At 68.8% G+C, this 18,020-nt stretch carries 16 protein-coding genes and 1 pseudogene; 6 read left to right on the forward strand and 11 right to left on the reverse strand.

Annotation, left to right across the window (positions count from 1 at the left end):
• Positions 1–15 precede the first annotated feature (15 nt).
• Positions 16–996, reverse strand: coding sequence for an NAD(P)H-dependent flavin oxidoreductase (locus ACFQS9_RS23980; RefSeq protein ID WP_378409061.1), 981 nt, complete (start codon positions 994–996; stop codon positions 16–18).
• Positions 997–1,812: 816 nt separating this feature from the next.
• Positions 1,813–2,475 (reverse strand): HNH endonuclease signature motif containing protein, encoded by a 663-nt coding sequence (locus ACFQS9_RS23985; RefSeq protein WP_378409127.1) that lies wholly within the window; start codon positions 2,473–2,475, stop codon positions 1,813–1,815.
• A 95-nt stretch (positions 2,476–2,570) separates the two neighbouring features.
• Between ACFQS9_RS23985 and ACFQS9_RS26480 the strand changes: the two are divergent.
• A pseudogene (locus ACFQS9_RS26480) lies at positions 2,571–3,098 on the forward strand (IS110 family transposase); the annotation flags it as partial.
• Between the two features lie 236 nt (positions 3,099–3,334).
• Here ACFQS9_RS26480 and ACFQS9_RS23995 read toward each other — a convergent pair.
• Positions 3,335–4,063, reverse strand: coding sequence for a MerR family transcriptional regulator (locus ACFQS9_RS23995; RefSeq protein WP_378409063.1), 729 nt, complete (start codon positions 4,061–4,063; stop codon positions 3,335–3,337).
• Here ACFQS9_RS23995 and ACFQS9_RS24000 point away from each other — a divergent pair.
• A complete protein-coding gene (locus tag ACFQS9_RS24000; RefSeq protein ID WP_378409064.1) occupies positions 4,050–4,196 on the forward strand; it encodes a hypothetical protein in 147 nt (48 codons plus the stop codon). The genes ACFQS9_RS23995 and ACFQS9_RS24000 overlap by 14 nt on opposite strands.
• 223 nt (positions 4,197–4,419) lie before the next feature.
• On the opposite strand, the gene yaaA is transcribed toward ACFQS9_RS24000, so the two are convergent.
• On the reverse strand, positions 4,420–5,160 hold the full coding sequence (gene yaaA, locus ACFQS9_RS24005; RefSeq protein ID WP_378409065.1) for a peroxide stress protein YaaA: 741 nt from the start codon (positions 5,158–5,160) through the stop codon (positions 4,420–4,422).
• Positions 5,161–5,219: 59 nt separating this feature from the next.
• Here yaaA and ACFQS9_RS24010 point away from each other — a divergent pair, with 59 nt between their 5' ends.
• Entirely contained in the window at positions 5,220–6,965 is a 1,746-nt protein-coding gene (locus ACFQS9_RS24010; RefSeq protein ID WP_378409066.1) for a proline--tRNA ligase, read from the forward strand.
• A 30-nt stretch (positions 6,966–6,995) separates the two neighbouring features.
• On the opposite strand, the gene ACFQS9_RS24015 is transcribed toward ACFQS9_RS24010, so the two are convergent.
• From ACFQS9_RS24015 to ACFQS9_RS24045, 7 genes are all read right to left on the reverse strand, one after another.
• Entirely contained in the window at positions 6,996–7,553 is a 558-nt protein-coding gene (locus ACFQS9_RS24015) for a hypothetical protein (protein ID WP_378409067.1), read from the reverse strand.
• Positions 7,554–7,624: 71 nt separating this feature from the next.
• Positions 7,625–8,449 (reverse strand): SDR family NAD(P)-dependent oxidoreductase, encoded by an 825-nt coding sequence (locus ACFQS9_RS24020; protein ID WP_378409068.1) that lies wholly within the window; start codon positions 8,447–8,449, stop codon positions 7,625–7,627.
• Complete coding sequence (locus ACFQS9_RS24025; RefSeq protein WP_378409069.1) at positions 8,446–10,053, reverse strand: AMP-binding protein; 1,608 nt, start codon at positions 10,051–10,053, stop codon at positions 8,446–8,448. Before ACFQS9_RS24025 ends, ACFQS9_RS24020 begins: the two co-directional genes overlap by 4 nt.
• An 8-nt stretch (positions 10,054–10,061) precedes the next feature.
• Positions 10,062–11,588, reverse strand: a complete 1,527-nt coding sequence (locus ACFQS9_RS24030) for a succinic semialdehyde dehydrogenase (protein WP_378409070.1) — start codon at positions 11,586–11,588, stop codon at positions 10,062–10,064.
• A 4-nt stretch (positions 11,589–11,592) separates the two neighbouring features.
• Complete coding sequence (locus ACFQS9_RS24035) at positions 11,593–12,183, reverse strand: TetR/AcrR family transcriptional regulator (protein ID WP_378409071.1); 591 nt, start codon at positions 12,181–12,183, stop codon at positions 11,593–11,595.
• Positions 12,184–12,204: 21 nt separating this feature from the next.
• Positions 12,205–13,548: a cytochrome P450 gene (locus ACFQS9_RS24040; RefSeq protein ID WP_378409072.1), complete on the reverse strand. Its 1,344-nt coding sequence runs from the start codon at positions 13,546–13,548 to the stop codon at positions 12,205–12,207.
• A 9-nt stretch (positions 13,549–13,557) separates the two neighbouring features.
• Entirely contained in the window at positions 13,558–14,490 is a 933-nt protein-coding gene (locus tag ACFQS9_RS24045; protein WP_378409073.1) for an oxygenase MpaB family protein, read from the reverse strand.
• 153 nt (positions 14,491–14,643) lie between these two features.
• On the opposite strand from ACFQS9_RS24045, the gene ACFQS9_RS24050 reads away from it, so the two are divergent.
• The 3 genes from ACFQS9_RS24050 (at position 14,644) to ACFQS9_RS24060 (ending at position 17,940) form a co-directional block, all read left to right on the forward strand.
• Entirely contained in the window at positions 14,644–16,377 is a 1,734-nt protein-coding gene (locus ACFQS9_RS24050) for an acyl-CoA dehydrogenase family protein (RefSeq protein WP_378409074.1), read from the forward strand.
• Between the two features lie 22 nt (positions 16,378–16,399).
• Positions 16,400–16,876, forward strand: a complete 477-nt coding sequence (locus ACFQS9_RS24055; RefSeq protein ID WP_378409075.1) for a hypothetical protein — start codon at positions 16,400–16,402, stop codon at positions 16,874–16,876.
• Between the two features lie 209 nt (positions 16,877–17,085).
• Positions 17,086–17,940, forward strand: coding sequence for an LLM class F420-dependent oxidoreductase (locus ACFQS9_RS24060; protein ID WP_378409076.1), 855 nt, complete (start codon positions 17,086–17,088; stop codon positions 17,938–17,940).
• The last annotated feature ends 80 nt before the right edge of the window (positions 17,941–18,020 follow it).

Here is an 18,020-nt window from a genome sequence, read left to right on the forward strand (position 1 = left end):
GGTTGCCGGGCTGATTCAGCCGCGGAGCTGATCGGGCAGTGCGCGGGAGATGATCTGCCGAGCGTCGGCGATGATCGAGCCGACCACTTCCTCGCAACTGCCGATGTCGTGAATCAGGCCTTGGGCCTGGCCGGCCCACCAGAGTCCGCCTTCGACGTCACCGTTGCCGTACACCTGCTCGCGGCCTCGGGCACCGCTGGCCAGGTGGGCGATGTCGTCGAATGTCGCACCCGGTCGGCGTGAGATGGTCACGATCTCTTCGGAGACCGAGTTTCGTGCCACGCGAGCGGTATTGCGAAATTCGCGGAAGACGATGACGCTGTCGCGTTCGGTGTTGTCGACGATCTGTTGTTTGACGTTGTCGTGAATGGGCGCCTCGGTGGTCGCCATGAAACGGGTGCCCATGTTGACCGCGGATGCCCCGAGCGCGAGGGCGGCGACAAGACCTGCGCCGGTGGCGATTCCGCCGCTGGCGATGATCGGGATGGACAGTGCCCTGGCCGCGGCGGGGATCAGCACGAGCCCGGGGACGTCGTCTTCGCCGGGGTGGCCGGCGCATTCGAAGCCGTCGATGCTGATGGCGTCGACGCCGAGTTGCTGGGCCTTGAGGGCGTGCCGGACCGAGACCGCCTTGTGGATGACCTTGACACCGGCTGCCTTGAACGCGGGCAGGTGCGGTTGCGGGTTGCCGCCGGCGGTTTCGACGATGGTGATGCCGCTGTCGACTATTGCGTCGCGGTATTCGTCGTAGGGCACCGGTTGGATGGTCGGCAGGATCGTCAGATTGACGCCGAACGGCTTATCGGTGAGATCGCGGCAGCGGGCGATCTCCTTGACCAGTGCCTCTGGGGTGGGTTGGGTGAGGGCGGTGAGGAATCCGAGTGCCCCGGCGTTGGCAACGGCGCTGATCAGATCCGCGGTGCCGACGGCGGTCATGCCGCCGCACACGATGGGGTGCTCGATCCCGAAGGTCTCGGTGAAGGTGTTGGTGAACATGTGCTTCCTTCTTCTGGGTGATCCGCGTACCAGCGGGTGGTCGGACTCGGCAACTGCGCTTGGTGGCTAGCGGGCTGCTCCCCGGCTCGATCTTGCAGGACAACGTGATTCCCGCGTGGTGTGGCCGCTCCTCCGCGTAGTGAGGTCACGGTACGAGCCCTGTGAGCGCCGGTACCGTGAGTCACCGAATCCTCTACGACGTGCAGGTTCGCTGGAGCGCGGAAATCGCACGCGAGCCCACGCCGGCTCGCTCAGCCACACGAAAACGTTGGCGGCCGCGTCATGTGTGCCGCTCCGGGCAGAAGATCATGATGTCGGCACAGTTGGTCCGCTGATCGTGCGTAACGTAGGTCATGATCTGTGCTCCTTGTCCAAATGAGCAGTAACACGAATCATGGTGCCGCTCACGGTGTGGTCGCGACTAGGTCCATAGCCGTGCAGATCAACTCACCAGGGTGTGCAACTTGCATCACCCGACTCCTGCGTCGCTGGACGCACGTCGCGGAGTTCAGGGCCAGTCGCCGCCCTATACGGATGCGCAGGTGGGGAGCTGGCGCCGACCTCGCGGTCCGCGGAGTCTCCGTCACCCCGCAATCGGCCGCGGAGGTGAGTCGGCGAAAAGTCGCTCGACACTGTCGGTAACCGGTCTGCTGGATGGTGCGGGTGCTGTGGCTGCGGGTCAGGCCATCAGGTGGAGGTCGCGCCGGTTGTGAGCCGGCCGTAGTCTTCGTAGTGGGTCCAGCCACGCTGGTGGGGTGAACCTGGGGGTCCCCCCTGCACGAAGTGCTCGGGGCGGGTGGCCGTCGTCGCTGATCTTCACGTCCCAGTGGATTTGTGGATGATGGTGTGGTGCTTGCGGCACAGGAGCACGAGGTTCGACAGTGTGGTCGGTCCCCCCTTCGCCCAGTGCCAAATGTGGTGTCCTTCAGTCCATTCGGCGGGGCGGCCGCAGCCGGGGAAGGCGCATCCGCAGCCCCGTGCGATGAGGGCTCTGCGGATCCTCGATGGGATGATTCGGGCGGTGCGGCCGACGTCGAGTGGGGTTCGGTTGCTGTCCACCAGGATCGCGGTGACCATGGCGTCGCAGGACAGGCGGGGAGGGATGGAGGGGGAGATGGGTCCGAGCCATGGCATCGAGGCGGGGGCGCCGGGCCCGTATGCGGTGCCGGAGTGGTAGTCCCAGCCGTTCGTCCCCCAGGATCCGGTGGCCGGTTCCTTCGCGGCAACGGATAACGCCGCTACCAGCGCGTCGAGGTCGATGGTGATGGTGACGTGGGGGCGTTCGCCGCCTTCGGTGGGGCCGCGGCCGGCGTCGAGGTGTCCGCGGATGATGTCTTCGAGGGCGTCGGCGCGGCGTTTGGCGGCGGTGCGTGGTTCGTGGACGGGGTTTCCGACTTGTATGGCGGGGCGGCTCGTGTTCGAACCGGCGGGTTCGTAACGTGCCGTAGGAGACCGTGGTGAGTGGCTCTCCGTCCGCAGCCTGGCTCAACACAGGAACGTCACCGATCCTTGGTGACCGAAAGTCGGAATGCCGGCCGCGGATACCCCATCCACTCGGCATGGAGTTCGCATCGGTGATCGTGTTCGGAATCGACCCGCACAAGTCCACCCACACCGCGACCGCGGTCGACTCCACAACGAATACCGATCTCGGCTCGATCCGGATCAACGCCTCGTTCGACGACTACGCCCAGCTGATGACATGGTCGAAGCAGAGGCCGGACCGTATCTGGGCGGTGGAGAACGCCTCCGGCCTCGGGCACCACCTCACCCAATGGCTCATCAGCCGGGGAGAGGCCGTGGTGGACGTGCCGTCGACCGCGACCGCACGGGTGCGCGAGCTCTCACGCGGGGGCCGGCGCAAGAACGATCGCATCGATGCGGCCGCGGCCGCGGCCGCGTGTGTCGCGTTCAGCCAGGGCGACTTCCGGCCGGTCGCCCCGGAGGGACACACCGATGTGCTGCGGATACTCGACGAACGCCGAACCGACCTGGTCAAACAGAACGGCCGACTCGTCAACCAACTTCATGCCGTCCTGCGGGAACTCTTCCCAGGAGGGATTGAGCGGGACTTCGCCACCGAGGACGCCGCCGCACAGCTAGGACTTTGGACGGTGACCCGCGGTCACGATGGCAACATCGGAGTTCATTGGAGGCCCGTTGAAGCCCGCTACGCGAGCAAATGGTGCGGGCCGACGCTTCCCTCGTCGACCCGCACCAAGTCCCAACGGCCGGGTGTTCGAACAATCCGGCGCTTGACAGCACACACAGGAACGTTCCGCATTGACCGCGGAGGGGAAGCTCCATTGTCCGGGATACCCGGCTCCCGGTCCGAGGACTACTCGCCGAGCCGCTCGTCCGCGTATACGACCATCGCGTCCCGCTGATACTCGGCCAGTCCCTCGGCGATCTTCTCGTAGTTCACCTTGAACCGCTCGTCCTCCACATACATCTGCCCCAGGCATATGTACGCGTCCCGGTTTGGGGTCCACATGCGGCATATGCCCTGGTATTGAGTGTGGATCTCTGTCTGGACCGCCGCGTCGCCGACCGGGGTGCCTGCGGCCATGAACTCGGCCATACGGATCATCGCCGCGGTCAGCTCACGCTGCATACGCTCGACGTCCCCGGCAGTCATTGTTGCGGTGTTGCGCTGAGACTGCTCGAACTCCTCCGGCCAGCGTTCGCGGGCCTCGTCGTCGTACTGCGTGTGGTCGAAGCCCTCGAACAGGTTCTCCGGGCGGTTGATCTTGACTGTCATTTCCGTCTTCCCTTCGAGTTCGGCGATGGTGTGCGCCACGGTGTCAGCCATCCGCGTCAGGCGGTTGCGCTCTCCGAGGAGGCGGATGTGCTGGCGTTTGAGGGCGGCGAGCGTGTCCGGCTCGGAGTCGACCGCCTCGGCGATCTCGGCGAGGCCCAGGCCGAGTTCGCGCAGCACGAGGATCTGCTGCAAGCGCAGCAGTTGTTCCTCCTCGTAGTAGCGGTAGCCGTTGGTGCCCACGCAGGCGGGCTCGAGCAATCCGATGTCGTCGTAATGCCGCAAGGTGCGGGCGGTGACGCCCGACATCCTCGCCACATCCGCGATCGACCAGCTCATGGTGCTTCCCATCTTCCGTGAGGCCGGTCCGTCCGGCCTCGTCTTCGACCGTAAAAGTTGCCGCTACGTGAAGGTCAAGCGGGAAATGCGCCGGATCAGCTGAGAATTCGGTCCGCGCGCCGCATCGATGATGATGACGACGACAGACTCATCATCCCGCCGGCGCCGACACCCGGACGTCGACACCATCGCGGGCCCACCCGTCGAGTTCCATGCAACTACGCTACTCGAACACATGTTCTATACTCAATGGGTTTCTGCTGGTAGAAAAGGTGTGCGATCTCAGGGGGAGGCGGGCCCCGCCACAGCGGAGACATCTCACCTGCCTACGTCAGGATGACCAGCTCGCGGTCGGAGGCGATCTCGACCCGCAGCCCGGCCTTGGCCGCGACCCGGGCGACGCCCTTGATGTCCGACGGTTCGGCGCGTGAGATCACCAGGGCGCGGGCGAGCAGGCCCTTGTGGTGCTTGTTGAAGTGGCTGACCACCGAGCGGCTGCCGTCCGGCTTCTCGGTGAGCACGGTGGCGATCACGGCGCCGGGCACCGGGCCGAGCTGCTGGTAGGTGCCCGAGCGCAGGTCCACCACCAGGCCGTCGGCCTCCGCCTCGAGCGCCGAGGTCAGCTCCGGCTTCCACACCGACTGCAGGGTGCCCATCCCAGGCAGCTTCGAGCCGCCGGACAGCCGGTACGCCGGGATCGGATCGCCCGCGCGGACCACGCCGAACAGTGCGGAGCCGACCGCGAGGCGGGTCAGCGCCTTCGCCTTCTGCGCGCGGGTGAACGACTTCGCGTCGAGGGCGTCGAACAGCACCCCCGTGTAGCGCTCCAGGGCGGGGCGCGTCGACGAGGTCCACAGCGCCGCGTTGCGCGCGATCTCGTCGGACTGCCCGGAGCTCAGCCCCAGCGCGAGGCTCGACGCCTCGGCGTCGGCGGCCAGCTCGACGAGCGCGTTCACCAGCACCTCGCGGGTCGCGGTGAGCTTAGGCAGCGACAGCTCGCCCAGGTCCAGGGGGGCGCCCTTGCCGCCGTCGGACTTGGTCTCGGAGGGGGGAAGCAGCACCAGCACGAGCGGTAACGGTACCGGGCGGGCCGCGCCGCCCCGTGGGCCGACTATCCTGATACCCCGTGATCACCCGCCTGTCTCAGCTGTTCCTCCGCACGCTCCGCGACGATCCGGCCGACGCCGAGGTCGCCAGCCACAAGCTGCTCGTCCGCGCCGGCTACGTGCGGCGCATCGCGCCGGGCGTGTACTCCTGGCTGCCGCTGGGCCTGCGGGTGCTGCGCGAGGTCGAGCGGGTCGTCCGCGAGGAGATGGATGCGATTGGCGCGCAGGAGATCCTGTTGCCCGCGCTGCTCCCGCGCGAGCCCTACGAGACGTCGAACCGCTGGACCGAGTACGGCGCCGGCCTGTTCCGCCTCAAGGACCGCAAGGGCAACGACTACATGCTCGGCCCCACCCACGAGGAGCTGTTCGCGCTCACCGTGAAGGGCGAGTACAACTCGTACAAGGACTTCCCGGTCACCCTGTACCAGGTGCAGACCAAGTACCGCGACGAGGAGCGCCCGCGTGCCGGCATCCTGCGCGGCCGCGAGTTCGTGATGAAGGACTCGTACTCCTTCGACCTCACCGACGAGGGCCTGGAGGCCTCCTACCAGGCGCACCGCGACGCCTACGAGCGCATCCTGGAGCGGCTCGGCGTCAAGTACGTCATCGTCTCCGCGACCTCGGGCGCGATGGGCGGCAGCGCCTCGGAGGAGTTCCTGGCCGAGAGCCCGATCGGTGAGGACACCTACGTCCGGTGCATCGAGTCCGGCTACGCCGCGAACGTCGAGGCCGTCAAGACGCTCGCGCCCGCCGCGATCCCGTTCGACGGGCAGCCCGAGGCGAAGGTGTTCGACACCCCGGACACCCCGACCATCGAGTCGCTGGTCGACTGGGCCAACGGCGCGGACCTCGGCAAGACGGTGACCGCCGCGGACACGCTGAAGAACATCATGGTCAAGACCCGTGTACCCGGTGGCGAGTGGGAGCTTCTCGGCATCGGCATCCCCGGTGACCGCGAGGTCGACGAGAAGCGCCTCGAGGCCGCGCTCACGCCCGCCGAGTACGTGCTGATCACCGAGACCGACTTCAAGAACAACCCTTTCCTGGTCAAGGGTTACATCGGTCCGAAGGCGCTGCAGGCCAACGGTATCCGCTACGTCGTTGATCCCCGCGTCGTCGACGGCACCAGCTGGATCACCGGCGCCGACGAGGAGGGCAAGCACGTCGTCGGCCTCGTCGCCGGCCGCGACTTCACCCCGGACGGCACCATCGAGGCCGCCGAGGTGCGCGACGGCGACCCCTCGCCCGACGGTGCCGGGCCGCTGGTCGCGGCCCGCGGCATCGAGGTCGGCCACGTCTTCCAGCTCGGCCGCAAGTACACCGACGCGTTCGGCGTCGACGTGCTCGGCGAGAACGGCAAGCCGGTCCGTCCGACGATGGGCTCGTACGGCATCGGCGTCTCGCGGTTGGTTGCGGTGATGGCCGAGCAGCAGCACGACGACAAGGGCCTGCGCTGGCCGGCGGAGGTGTCGCCCGCGAACGTGCACCTGGTGATCGCGAACAAGGACGATGCGGCCCGCGAGGGCGCCGAGGCGCTCGCCGCGGAGCTGGACCGGGCCGGACTGTCGGTGATCCTCGACGACCGCAAGGCCTCGCCCGGCGTGAAGTTCAAGGACTCCGAGTTGCTCGGTGTGCCGCTCGTCGTCGTCGTCGGCCGCGGGTTCGCCGAGGGCAACGTGGAACTGCGGGACCGCTTCACCGGGGAGTCCCGGGAGGTGCCTGTCGGCTCCGCGCTTGCCGAGGTGCTCGCCGCCGTCCGCGGCTGACCCACGAAACAGCAGTACCGGACCGGGCCGTCAGCTGACGGCCCGGTCCAGTGCGTCGAGGCGGGCGTCCTCCGCGGCCAGCCGGCGCCGTTGGACGCTTACGTGTGCGACCGCGGCTGCCGCGGCCGTCGCGACGACCGCGGACAGCGCCCAGCCGGAGCCCGGAACGTGCTGTGAGAGGACCGCGGTGAGCGCGACGAAACCGCGGAAACCCCCGATGCAGAAGTAGGCGAGTGCCCCCGCCGCCACCCAACGCGCCTGCAGCACAGCGACATTGACCAGCGGCCTGCGTGGCTCGAGACCCAGTTGAGCGCGGCGCGTGGACTCACGGACGGCGGCCCGGTCCTGCGCGGTGGCGCGGGCGGCGAGGGGGAGGACGAGTACGGCCGCGCAGGCGAGGACCAGTGCGGTCTCGCCCGTCGGCCCCCTCCAGACGGCCACGGCCGCCAGCGTCAACAGTCCGGCCGCCAGCGCGTACGTCCGGACACGGGCCCACAGGTCGGCGCGCAGCGCCGGGTCGCGGCGCAGTCGTCGGTAGCCGACGTATCCGACCGTGGCAACGATCAGAAGTGCGGCGGCGGTGAACATTGCTGAAGCGGTCCCTCGGCTCGAGTGGTGTGCGGCACTGGATGCTCTCACACGCGTCGCGGCACCAGGATCTAGGTCGACCCGTCGCGGATCCGTGCGTCGTACGCGGCGCGACCGGAATCGACGTCCAGGAACACCCGGTCGAGCCCGGTCGCCCGCCGCAGCAGGCGCGTCAGCGGCCGCGGGAACAGCGGCCACAGCAGGGACCCGGACAGCCGGCGCGGGACCACCGCCCGGCGCCGGCCGGACCGCAACGTCGCGACGACTGCGTCGGCGACCGTCTTCGGCGGGATCGGGGTGAGCAGTCGGCCGGGGTGGGTGCCGTCCAGCAGCGCGGTGTTCGTGAACGACGGCAGCACCGTCGACACCCGCACCCCGGAGGCGGACAATTCGGCGTCCGCGGCGTCGCCGAAGCAGAGCACCGCGGCTTTGGTGGCGTTGTAGACGGCCATGCCCGGAACCGGGATACAGCCGGCGATCGAGGCGATGTTGACGATTCGTCCGCCGCCGGCCGCGGTCATCGCGCGTCCCGCGGCGCGCGTGCCGTTCAGGACGCCGCGAAGGTTGACGTCCACCGCCGCGTCGACGATGGCGTCGTCCTGCTCGAGCAGCGGGCCGAGCGGCATGATGCCGGCGTTATTCACCCAGCCCCACGGTCGGCCGAGGGCCGATTCCACCTGGGCGAGAAACGATGACACCGATTTCGGATCGGTGACGTCCAGCACGGCGCCGAGCACGCCGAGTTGCGCGGCCGTGCGGACCACCTCGGGCTCGTCGATGTCGCCGATCGCGACCCGGGCTCCCTCGGCCCGCAGCGCGGTCGCCGTGGCGCGGCCGATGCCGCGGGCCCCGCCGGTCACGACCACCACCCGGTCGGTGAGATCTGTGCGCCTCATCTGTGCTCCTCCTGCAGTTCGTCGAGTGTGCGGCGGGTGAGCTTGCCCGTCGAGCCTCGCGAGAGGTGGTCGACGAACACGATCTCGCGCGGCATCCGTGATCGGGGCAGTTCCGCGGCGAGGTACCGGCGGACCGCCTGCTCGTCGAGCGCGTCCCGACCGGCGGGGGTGTCGGCACGGACGAGATAGGCGCGCAGTCGATGCCCGAACTCGGCGTCCCGCACCGGCGTGACGGCGGCGTCCGCCACCTCCGGATGCGCGAGCAGCGCCATCTCGAGTTCCTCCGGGAAGACGTTCTCGCCGCCGGAGACGATCATGGCGTCGGAGCGGCCCGCCACGTGCAGGCGGCCGGCGGCGTCCAGGCGGCCGCGGTCGCCGGTGTCGAGGAACCCGTCGGAATCGCTCTTCCTGGTGCCGTCGGTGTACGCGTCGATCTGGCCCGGCGTGCGCACGAGGATCCGGCCCTCGGCGCCGACCGGTGTGCTCTCGCCGTCGTCGTCGGCGATGCGGACGACGGTGCCGCGCGGCGGGATTCCCGCGCAGTCCGGGGCCACGGCCAGGTCCTCCGGGGTCGCGATGCTGATGTACGAGGCCTCGGTGGAACCGTAGAGGTTGTGCAGCACCGGGCCGAGCGCCTCGGTGACCTGGGCGACCAGGGTGCCGTCGAGCCGCGCGCCGCCGCTCGCGACGATCCGCAGCGCGGACAGGTCGGCCACCGGAACCGCGTCCCCGAGCGCCACCAGTCGGCGCAACATGGTCGGCACCGCCACCAGGGTCGAGCAGCGGCGGCGCTCCAGGTCCGCCAGCACCCGCCCGGCGTCGAACCGGCGGTGCAGCACCAGCGTCGAGCCCAGGGTGAGGGTGAGCGTCGCGATGATCAGGCCCCAGCCGTGAAAGACCGGTGCGGACAGCAGCACCCGCTCGCCGCCGCGCAGCGGGATCTTGGTGAGCAGGCCGGCGGGGACCAGCAGGGACGGGGCCTGCGACCGCGGGGCGCCCTTGGGTAGCCCGCTGGTCCCGCTGGTGAGCACCACCAGCGCCGGGGGCCGAGGCGGCCGGGCAGGCAGCGAGGCGGACTCGCCGGTCAACAGCGCGGCCAGTGAGCTCTCCGCCCGGGCGTCCTCGGTCCAGGCGCACCACCGCGGACCGCCGAAACCCGATGCCGCGGTTGTGAATTCCTCGTCGTAGACCAGCGCGTCGAGACGCTCACGAGCGGCCACCTGGGCCACCTGACGCGGGCCGAAATCCGAGTTGAGCAGCACCACCCGGGCGCCCGCCGCCGACGCCGCGCAGAGCGCGACGACGGCATCGGCGTGATTGCGGCACAGGATGCCGATCCCCGGTTGGGGCGCAGGCAACCGAGACCGCAGCGCGTGCGCGAGCCGGTGTGTGCGATGGGCGAACTCGGCGAACGTCAGCTGACCTCGGTCGTCCACGAGGGTGACGCGGTCCGGGAAGGCCGCCGCCCCGAAGGCGGGCAGTCCGCCGAACGGCCCGAGTCGGGCGAGCGCGCGGGCACCGGCGGCCAGGGCTCGAGGGTCGCGCGGCACCGCGCCCGCCCGCCAGAGCGTGCCCGCGGCGTGCGTCTCGTCGAGGATTCGCATCGTTCTCCTCATGGTCGGTGTCGAATCGCCAGCAGCGCACGGGTGCCCGCGTTCATCGCGCGGAGCAGGGGCCCGCGGAATCGGTCGGGGTAGGCCGTGGCGATGCGCTGGGTGGTGACCGTCTGCGGCTCGGTGTAGCGGACGATGCCCTCGCGGCCGTGCCTGCGCCCGGTGCCGCTGGTGCGCATCCCGCCCATCGGCGCGCCGAGCGAAGCGATCGCGGACAGGTAGCCGTCGTTGACGTTCACCGCGCCGGCGACCACCTGGGCCGCGATCCGGCGCCCGCGCCGCAGGTCCCGGGTCCAGACGCTGGCGCTGAGGCCGTAATCGCCCTCGTTCGCGAGGCGGATCGCCTCCGCCTCCGAGGTCACCCGGTAGAGGGAGACCACCGGCCCGAAGGTCTCCTCGGCGTACACCGCCATCTCGGCGGTGACGCCGGTCAGCACGGTGGGCTCGTGGAAGAACGGACCGAGGTCGGGCCGGGCTCGGCCGCCGGTCGCGACGGTCGCGCCCTTGGCGAGGGCGTCGGCCACGTGGCTCCGGGTGAGGTCCAGCTGCCTACGTGAGGTGAGCGAGCCCATGTCCACGTCGTAGTCGTATCCGGCGCCGAGTCGCAGCCGCGCGGTGCGGCGGATGAGCTCGTCGCGGAACCCGTCGAACACCTTCTCGTGGACGTAGATTCGCTCGATACCGATGCACATCTGCCCGGCATTGGAGAAGGCAGCCTGCACGGCGCCGCGAGCGGCCGCCCGAAGGTCGGCGTCCGCGCAGACGATCATCGGGTTCTTGCCCCCGAGCTCGAGCGAGGCCCCGATCAGGCGGTCGGCGCAGCGACGCGCGATATCGCGACCCGTCGCGGTCGAGCCGGTGAAGCTGAGGTGGTCCACCTCGTCGATCAGGGCGGGCCCGAGCCGGCTCCCCGGTCCGGCGACCACCTGCCAGACGGCCTCGGGCACCCCCGCCCGGACGGCCAGGTGCCGTGCGTGCAAAAGGGTGAGCGGGGCCTGCGAATCGGCCTTGCTGAGGACCGCGTTGCCGGCGAGCAGGGCCGGGACCACGTCGCCGACCGCCAGGAACAGGGGGTAGTTCCACGGGGCGATCACCCCGACGAGCCCCTTCGGGCGGTACCCCACGCGGGCCCCGACGAGGCCGGGCACCGCACCGAGCGCGCGCCGTTCGCCCAGGTACGCGCCGCCGCGGGCCGCGTAGTGGCGGGCCACGGAGACGACGCCCTGCACCTCGATGGCGGCGTGCACGCGCGCCTTGCCGGTCTCCCACTGCATGAGGTCGCACAGCCGGTCGTGGTCGTCGACCAGCAGCCGCGCGAACCGCGCGAGCACCCGCTGCCGATCACGCACCGGCCTGGCCGCCCACCCGGGCTGCGCGGCGCGGCAGGCGAGCGCCGCCGCGGCCACCGACTCGGTGCCGGTCTGGGGGACGTCGGGGAGCGGTTCACCGGTGAAAGGGGCGGTGGCCGAAGCGAACTCGGTGGACGACGGCAGCTGGCGCAGCAGCGCCTCGATCGACGCCGTCATGGTGTCACCACACCAGTCGGGCGAGGTACCTCTCGGCGTAGTGACGCACCGCGTCGGGATCGGTGGTGTCGAGGCGGCCGTGCGGGTGCAGCAGCAGCGACAACGAGATGCGGATGAGGATCTCCGAGACCGCGAGCAGATCGTCCTCGGGCATCGTCGCCCCGCTGTGTCGCAGCGCGGCGGCCACTCGGGCGGCCGCGACCGCGATCGGTGCTCCCTCGGTGCGCGTCGTCACCTCGACCAGCATCTCCGGTTCGCTCTCGAAGATCCGGCCGATCAACGGGATCTCCTGCGTCAGTGCGATGCCCCGGGCAAAGCACTCGACCAGCGCCCGCGGCGGGTCCAGGTCCCGGGCCAGGGCGTCGAGCTGATCGAAGAACAGCCCCGCCTCGCGCAGCACCAGCACCTCGACCAGCGCATCCTTGTTCGGGAACTTCCGGTAGAGGGTGCTGCGGCTGATCCCGGCACGCTTGGCCACGTCGTCCATGTTGGTCCGACGGATCCCGTAGCGCTCGAACTCGTCCCGGGCGGCGTCGAGCATCGCCTGCTCCGCCGGGGGAGCGGTCGGCGCGACGGGGGCGGGACGCGTGTTCATCGCGTGCCAGCATATCCGCGGTCACGGCGCCCGCAGCGTGACGGGCAGGTGGTCCTTGGGCACCGGCAGCGTGGAATTGTCCAGTTTCCAGGTGTAATCCGCGGGTACCGACCACTCGTACTCGAGGAGCAGGTTGTGCATGATCGTCTTGATCTCCATCTGGGCGAAGTAGAGGCCGATGCACTTGTGCACGCCGCCGCCGAACGGCATCCACGCGTAGCGGTGTGACTTGTCCTCGGCGCGTTCGGGGGAGAAGCGGTCCGGGTCGAAGTGCTCGGGGTGGGTCCACAGGTCCGGGTTGTGATGGTTGACCATGCCCACCGCGCTGACGTAGGTGCCCTTCGGGACGAAGTGCCCGTTGATCTCGGTGTCCTCCAACGCCCGTCGAGCCAGCCCGGGCACCGGGGAGTTCAGCCGCAGCGACTCCTTCATCACGGCGTCGAGCACGGTGAACTCGTCGAGGTTGTCGTAGGTGATCTCGCGGGGCAGCGAACGGGACTGGGCCCGCGCCCGGTCCTGCCATTCGGGATGCTTGGCCAGGTAGTAGGCCATGGTGGTGAGGGTGATCGTCGAGGTGTCGTGCGCGGCCATCAGCACGAAGATCATGTGGTTGACGACGTCCTCGTCGGTGAAGGTGTGGCCCTCCTCGGACCGCGCATGGCAGAGCACCGAGAACAGATCGGGGGTCTCGGACGCGCGCTTGGCGGGCAGGTGCCGATAGAAGAACTCCTCGAGCACGCGTCGTCCGGCCAGCCCCCTGGCCCACTTGGTCCCCGGAATGTCCTTGCGGATGATCGACATTCCGGCGTTCACACAGTCGATGAAGGCCTTGTTGATCCGATCGGCCTCGGCGCGAGGCAGGTCCATCCCGAGGAAGATCTCCAGGGCGAGGTCGAGGGTGAGCGACTTGAGCTCGTCCAGGACGAGCACCTTCTCGCCGGTGGGCAGGCGCTCGACCCCCGTGCGCAGCATCGGCTGCATCTCGTCCAGGTACCCGCGCAGGCGCTTGTTGTTGAAGGCCTGCTGGAGGATCAGCCGGTGGTGGCGGTGCTCCTCGAAGTCCATCAGCAGGATGCCGCGGCGGAAGAACGGACCGATGAGGAAGCCCCAGGCGGGTTCGGCGGCCAGCGCCTTCTGGCGGTTCATGGCCACCGACTCGGTGCCGTCGGCGGTGAGCGGGATGGCGAATTCGAGGCCGAATGCCTTGATGTAGGTGATGTCCCCGAAGGCCGCGCGGCGCCGGGCCACCAGCTCGATCGGGTTACGGAAGAAGCGGAGCAGCTCGATCACGCCGGGGTCGCCGGTGCCGTAGATCGGTCGGAGGCCGCTACCGGCCGGCGGTGCTGCCAACACTTTGGTGCGCACTTCGAACTCCTAGCGGGCGGGGACGACGGTGGGTGTGTTCATCAGGGGGCGGGGGTCGACGCCGACCCGGCGCCAGGCGTCGTAGGCCCACGGCAGGTACAGCGCGCGCAGCGGCAGCCGGGTGACCAGCGGGTTGATCCTGCGGGAGAATGCCGCGAATCGCTGGAACCGCTTCTCCTTCTTGGCATCCCAGTCGAGGTTGCACACCTCGCGCATCTGCGGGGGCAGCGTGCCGACGACCACGGTGCGGATGAAGGCGTTCAGGGGTGCCGACAGGATTCGCCACACCGGTGCCGGGATCCGCCTGGGACCGGGCACGCCCTTCCTGATGTACCCGGTGGCGTACACGATGGTGCGGGTCGGGACGAACCGGTCGAGCATCTGCTCCCAGTACTCGAGGAACTCCTCATAGGTCTGTGGTTGACCCCGGTCGCTGACCCCGTAGAGGCGGTACCAGGTCTTGCCCTCCTCGAAGATCTGGACCTTCTCCTCGTGGGACAGGCGCCGGATGAAGGTGTCGGTGACGTAGAGGACCTGGTCGACGAAGGTGGCGTGCGCCCAGTAGAAGAGTTCCGGGTTGAGCGCGTGGTAGCGCGATCCGTCGGCGACGGTGCCCTTGATCGGCCTGTGGAAGTCGCGGACGGTGCGGCCCCAGTGGTGGGGGTCCTCGCTGTAGACGGTCTTCATGATGGGCGGCCCGCTGCGCCGGGCCCGGCCGAGGGTGTCCGAGAAGATCACCGAATGGTCCTCGACCGCCTTGCCGAGTTGTTCGATGCAGTTCTCGGTCCCGGCGATTCGCTGAAAGCCCAGCAGTCCGCGCACGTCGCCGTAGTACTTCCAGATCAGGGAATCGGGGCCGAGCCGCGGTGAGGTCGAGGTGATCTCGTCGTCGACCGGCATGGGGACGGCCTCGCGGATGGCGGAATCGAAGTCGAGCGGCATCGTGGGTTCCTGTCAGCATTGGACGATGAAACAAATTTGTGTCGCTGTGTCAGAAACGTAGCAGTGGAGTGACCTGTGACACAAGGGGAGGAATTGCTACTCGCTGGTAGGTTCTTCTCAGACGCGAGCTGATCTGCGAGAGAGGGGCAACCCATGTCCGCGAACGGACAACTGTTCAACCCGGCCACCAGCGACTTCGCCGAATTCGACGAGGAAACCCGGCGGTTGCTGCGCGCGACCGTCGACTGGTTCGAGAACCGGGGCAAGAAGCAACTGCTCCAGGACGATCTGGACGCGACCTGGGTGTCGGACTTCCTGGAGTTCGTGAAGAGCGAGAAGCTCTTCGCCACCTTCCAGACCCCGGCCGAGTTCGGTGAGGGCGACCCGAACCGTCGCTGGGATGCGGCCCGCAACGCCGCCCTCAGCGAGATCTTCGGGTTCTACGGCCTGGCGTACTGGTACGCCTGGCAGGTCACCATCCTCGGCCTCGGGCCGATCTGGATGAGCGAGAACACGGCCGCGAAGCAGCGGGCCGCCCGCGAGCTGGCGGACGGCGGCGTGATGGCGTTCGGTCTCTCGGAGCGCGAGCACGGCGCCGATGTGTACTCCACCGACATGCTGCTCGATCCGCAGTCGGGCGACGACGGCGTGGCCTTCCGGGCCACGGGCGAGAAGTACTACATCGGCAACGGCAATGTCGCGGGCATGGTGTCGGTGTTCGGTCGACGGACCGACGTCGAGGGGTCCGACGGGTACGTCTTCTTCGTCGCGGACAGCCAGCATCCGAACTACAAGCTCATCGACAACGTCATCCACGGCCAGATGTACGTGAGCACCTTCCGGCTCGAGGACTACCCGGTGCGCGAGGAGGACATCCTGCACACCGGGGTGCAGGCGTTCGAGGCGGCGCTCAACACCGTCAACGTCGGCAAGTTCAACCTGTGCACCGGCTCGATCGGCATCACCGAGCACGCCTTCTACGAGGCGATCACCCACGCGCAGAACCGGATCCTCTACGGCAACCCGGTCACCGACTTCACGCACGTGCGGGCGGCGTTCGTCGACGCGTACGCCCGGATGGTCGCGATGAAGCAGTTCAGCGCCAGGGCCGTCGACTACTTCCGCAGCGCGAGCCTCGAGGACCGTCGGTACCTGCTGTTCAACCCGATGACCAAGGCGAAGGTCACCTCCGAGGGCGAGCGCGTGATCGCGCTGCTGCACGATGTGGTCGCGGCCAAGGGGTACGAGAAGAACACCTACTTCCGTGAGGCCGTCGAGGTCATCGGCTGCCTGCCCAAGCTGGAGGGCACGGTCCACGTCAACGTCGGGCTGATCCTCAAGTTCATGCCCAACTACATGTTCAACCCCGCCGAGTACCCCGAGATCGGGACCCGACTGGACGCCGCCGACGACGAGTTCTTCTGGAACCAGGGCCCCACCCGCGGCGCGGCCAAGGTGCAGTTCCACGATTGGACCAAGGTCTACGAGCGATTCGCCGACATCCCGAACGTGGTGCGGTTCTACGAGCAGGCACTCGAGCTCAAGAAGCTGCTCACCACCGCGGCACCCGACGCCGCGCAGCAGAAGGACCTGGACTTCCTGCTCAACGTCGGGCACCTGTTCTCGCTCGTCGTCTACGGGCAGCTGGTCCTCGAGCAGGCCGAGATCACCGGGCTGGACCGGGACCTGGTCGATCAGATCTTCGACTTCCAGATCCGCGACTTCTCCGGCTATGCGGTTGCCCTGCACGGGAAGCCGTCGTCGACGCCCGCCCAGCAGGAATGGGCGCTCGGCGCGATCCGCAAGCCCGTGGTGGACGAGGATCGGTTCGGCCGGGTGTGGGAGCAGGTGCGGGCCTACGATGGCGCCTACGAGATGACGCCGTAGCGTCGACTGGGGGGCAGGGACGATGAAAACCACTCGGGCAGTTGTGGTGTCGGTCGCGGTGGCGGCGTCGCTGACAGGGGGGACCGCAGCGGCGTCGACCGGGTCGTGGGCGGACCCGGTGGGGATCTCACCGACCTACACACTCGGTGGCGGGGCCCTTGGATGCGTAGGGACCGTGGACGCGCACTACGACCCGAACGCCCTCTTCTTCGGGCAGAACCCGACGATCTGGGTGCGGCCGGAGTTCACCTTCGTCCCCGGCCTGTTCCAGGCCCCCTACTGCGGCGTCGAAGCCACCCTGCGCTGGAAGAACCTGGACACCGGAGCGAACGGAGTTTTCCCGGGGCCGCCGGTGCCGCTCGGCGACGACACACCGCTGTCGCCGACGGACGGGCCGTGGGTGCCGATGACCGCGGACACCGGGGTCGGGCGGATCGAAGTCCAGATCGACACGAACTTCCCGCACATCCCGGGCCGCGGCACGATCGTGGTCTCCTAGCCGGCTCGCGATTCGGCTGATGTGGAACGTGTGTCATGACGCCGGGTGCGGCTAGGCAAGATCGGCTGGTCCTGGGTGAATCGACGCGGGGTGAACGAGTTCTAGATCGGGGCCGGAACCGGGGGGTCTGGACACCTTGTTAAACAGGTGTCCGGCTAATAGTCTCGGTCTGACTCGAGCGCTCGCTCACGGTGGCAAGGGAGACCCTGGTGAAGTTTGGAATCACGCTGTTCACGAGTGATCGCGGGATCACGCCCGCGGCGGCTGCCGTCGCCTCGGAGGGCGCCGGCTTCGATTCCTTCTACGTCCCCGAGCACACCCACATCCCGGCTCGCCGGGACGCCGCACACCCGCAGACCGGGGACGAGACGCTGCCCGACGACCGCTACATGCGCACTCTCGACCCCTGGGTGGCGCTGGCGACGGCGGCCTCGGTGACCGAACGCATCGCGCTCGGCACCGCGGTCGCGCTCCCGGTCGAACACGATCCGATCACCCTGGCCAAGACCATCGCCTCGCTCGACCACCTGTCCGGGGGGCGGGTGGTGCTCGGCGTCGGGTACGGCTGGAACCTCGACGAGCTGACCGACCACGGTGTGCCGCCGGGGCGGCGGCGGACCATGCTGCGCGAGTACCTCGAGGCCATGCAGGCACTGTGGTCGCAGCAGGAGGCCGAGTACGACGGCGAGTTCGTCAAGTTCGGGCCGAGCTGGGCCTGGCCGAAAACCATTCAGCAGCCCCGTGTTCCGGTGATCGTCGGCGCCGCGGGAAACGAGAAGAACTTCAAGTGGATTGCCCGGTCCGCGGACGGCTGGATGACCACCCCGATCGAGCAGGACATCGACGACAACGTGCTGCTGCTGCGACGCATCTGGCGGGAGGCCGGCCGCGAGGGCGCGCCCCGGATCGTGGTGCTGGCCGGCAAGCCCGACCCGGAGAAGCTCGCCCGCTGGGAGGACCTCGGCGTGACCGAGGTCGTGTTCGGGGTGCCCGACAAGTCCGAGGCCGAGGTGGAGGCCTACCTGCAGCGCCTCGCGGGCAAGCTGAACCGCACCAGCGTCTGACGCGCATACGGCGCCTGTGCGCGCTTTACACCCAGGGGTCCACTCTGCCTCGGAGCGGAATTCGATAGCCCCATTCATCA

Source organism: Rhodococcus daqingensis (assembly GCF_042665615.1).
GTDB classification, from domain to species: domain Bacteria; phylum Actinomycetota; class Actinomycetes; order Mycobacteriales; family Mycobacteriaceae; genus Rhodococcus_G; species Rhodococcus_G daqingensis.

What these genes read in the sequence shown, in the direction of transcription:
- ACFQS9_RS23995 (WP_378409063.1), bottom strand. Translation starts at nt 4,063, where the DNA reads ATGTCGGGCGTCACCGCCCGCACCTTGCGGCATTACGACGACATCGGA.
- ACFQS9_RS23980 (WP_378409061.1), bottom strand. Translation starts at nt 996, where the DNA reads ATGTTCACCAACACCTTCACCGAGACCTTCGGGATCGAGCACCCCATC.
- ACFQS9_RS24015 (WP_378409067.1), bottom strand. Translation starts at nt 7,553, where the DNA reads ATGTTCACCGCCGCCGCACTTCTGATCGTTGCCACGGTCGGATACGTC.
- ACFQS9_RS24050 (WP_378409074.1), top strand. Translation starts at nt 14,644, where the DNA reads ATGTCCGCGAACGGACAACTGTTCAACCCGGCCACCAGCGACTTCGCC.
- ACFQS9_RS24030 (WP_378409070.1), bottom strand. Translation starts at nt 11,588, where the DNA reads ATGACGGCGTCGATCGAGGCGCTGCTGCGCCAGCTGCCGTCGTCCACC.
- ACFQS9_RS24035 (WP_378409071.1), bottom strand. Translation starts at nt 12,183, where the DNA reads ATGAACACGCGTCCCGCCCCCGTCGCGCCGACCGCTCCCCCGGCGGAG.
- ACFQS9_RS24045 (WP_378409073.1), bottom strand. Translation starts at nt 14,490, where the DNA reads ATGCCGCTCGACTTCGATTCCGCCATCCGCGAGGCCGTCCCCATGCCG.
- ACFQS9_RS24020 (WP_378409068.1), bottom strand. Translation starts at nt 8,449, where the DNA reads ATGAGGCGCACAGATCTCACCGACCGGGTGGTGGTCGTGACCGGCGGG.
- ACFQS9_RS24055 (WP_378409075.1), top strand. Translation starts at nt 16,400, where the DNA reads ATGAAAACCACTCGGGCAGTTGTGGTGTCGGTCGCGGTGGCGGCGTCG.
- ACFQS9_RS24025 (WP_378409069.1), bottom strand. Translation starts at nt 10,053, where the DNA reads ATGCGAATCCTCGACGAGACGCACGCCGCGGGCACGCTCTGGCGGGCG.